This is a genomic window from Fibrobacter sp., assembly GCA_012523595.1.
Lineage (GTDB): Bacteria > Fibrobacterota > Chitinivibrionia > Chitinivibrionales > Chitinispirillaceae > JAAYIG01.
Genome location: JAAYIG010000151.1, coordinates 1 through 1774 on the forward strand (window position 1 = coordinate 1; position 1774 = coordinate 1774).

2 protein-coding genes are annotated in these 1774 nt (G+C 41.3%); both read left to right on the plus strand.

All coding sequences use genetic code 11. The features are described from left to right. Positions 1–1035: Glu/Leu/Phe/Val dehydrogenase (locus GX089_10290; GenBank protein ID NLP02873.1), on the plus strand; the 1035-nt coding region annotated here is incomplete at its 5' end. Positions 1036–1124: 89 nt separating this feature from the next. Further along, positions 1125–1774 (plus strand): hypothetical protein (locus tag GX089_10295; GenBank protein ID NLP02874.1); only part of this gene is annotated, 650 nt, incomplete at its 3' end.

Here is a 1774-nt window from a genome sequence, read left to right on the forward strand (position 1 = left end):
ATCAGGGCACTATCGATGTGGATGACATGGAAATGTGCTGTTGTTGATATCCCACTTGGAGGAGGAAAAGGCGGGATTATATGCGATCCTCATAATCTTTCAAAAAATGAGCAGGAACGGTTGTGCAGAGGATATATAAGGCAGTTGGCAAAAAATATCGGTCCTGTTTCTGATATTCCGGCACCGGATGTTATGACTAACGGACAGCATATGCTTTGGATGATGGATGAGTATGAGACAATCAGTGGAGGGTATTATCCTGGTGTAATTACCGGAAAACCGGTTGGGATGGGTGGTTCCCTGGGACGTACCGAAGCAACCGGATACGGGGTTATCTATACACTTCGGGAAGCCTTGAAAAAACTCAATATGGAGATCAGCTCCACAAAAGCAAGTATTCAGGGTTTCGGAAATGTTGCAGAGCATGCTGCACGTCTCTATGCTAAAATGGGTGGAAAAGTGATTGCTGTATCGTGTTGGGATCAGAAAGATAAAAAATCTTATACCTTCAGAAAAACTGAAGGACTTGATATCGTGCAGATGGCTTCAATAAAGGATTCCTTTGGCACTATCGATAAGAACAAGGCTGAAGAGCTCGGATGTGAAATCCTTGATGGTGACGAATGGATTGCTCAGGATGTAGACATATTGCTTCCATGTGCTCTTGAAAACCAGCTTACTCCTGCTACATTTGCAAAAATAAGCAAAAAGGTAAAAGTTATTTGTGAAGGCTCAAACGGACCCACAACACCCGATTGTGATGAATTGATAAAGGCCAGCAACATCTTTCTGGTTCCGGATTTTCTATGTAATGCCGGTGGAGTGACCTGCAGTTATTTTGAGCAGGTGCAGTGCAACATGAATTATTTCTGGACTAAAGAAGAGGTTCTTGAAAAACTTGATATCAAGATGACTTCTGCATTTGAGGGTGTATATTCTATCGCTCAGGAAAAAGATCTTTATATGCGCGATGCAGCATACGTTATCGCGATCAATCGTGTCGCCGAAGCAGTAAAACTTCGTGGATGGGTATAAAATAAACATTAAAGGTTGTTTCCCGGTTGGGGCAAGGCTTATTCTTGCCCCATAAGAAACAGCCTGGAAATTTAAAAGAGGTGTGACAAATGGAAGGAAAGTATAAGAATATTTCCTTTGAAATGCTGGCAGAACGGGCAAAAGAACTGGAGTGCCTTTATCAGATAGATAAAGCACTGACAAAAGAGTCTATATCGGATATGTTGCTCGAGGTAGCAGATGTCACCACCTCAGGATTTCGTTATGTAGATGCATGCGTGGTAACGGTTTGCCTGGATAATAAAATTTATTCAAAAAAGAATCAGTTGCATGATGGTCATGAAATAAGGGCAGATATTATAGTCAATGACAAAATAAGGGGGTATATAAAAGCAGCCTATCCCTGTGGTATTGCCTATACGGGTGAGTCCGCTTTTTTGATTCAGGAAACCAAATTATTGAATGCTATTGCAGCAAAAATTGCACAAAACATCTTTCAAAGACAGTTTGTTGCCTTGGGGATGTCAAAAAACAACTGGGAAACAATCATAGAATTGCTTCAGAATACCGATCATTCAATGCTGCTGCATGTATGTGAGCAGATGCTTGCCTTTTGTGCTAAAAATAACCAGAAACTGGTTGATGACATCTTTAAAGAGATGAACTGGTCAGAATACGAGTTCAGGGGGGAGATCAATTTCCCTCTGGAAAATTTACCCGCTGTGGATGTTGTCAAATTGAGCAACACATTGTTTGAGGC